Here is a 272-nt window from a genome sequence, read left to right as displayed (position 1 = left end):
ACCCAGCACGAGCGCGGCGACTACAGCAGCGGGATGCCCGCGGCGGCCGTGACGGCGCCGTAGATCACCGTGGTCACCAGGATCGGGTGGATGCGCGAGGTGGCCGAGTACACCGCGCCGCGGTGGAAGCACTCCTCGGCGGCGCCGTTGACGGCGGTGAGCAGGGCCACCAACGCGAGGTTGCCCACGGTGGCATGGGCGAGCAGCGCCTCGACGTGAGGTTCCCCCGGATCCGTAGAGGGATCAGCTATAAGGGGAAGCGATGCCAGAGA

Annotated in this window: 1 pseudogene; it reads right to left on the bottom strand. The window is 69.5% G+C overall.

The window, feature by feature from the left end:
- Positions 1 to 20 precede the first annotated feature (20 nt).
- Positions 21 to 272: pseudogene (locus CEY15_RS05130) on the bottom strand (hypothetical protein); the annotation flags it as partial.

The sequence above is a fragment of the Dietzia natronolimnaea genome, from assembly GCF_002289575.1.
Lineage (GTDB): Bacteria > Actinomycetota > Actinomycetes > Mycobacteriales > Mycobacteriaceae > Dietzia > Dietzia natronolimnaea_A.
This window is presented reverse-complemented; position numbering and strand designations above follow the sequence as displayed.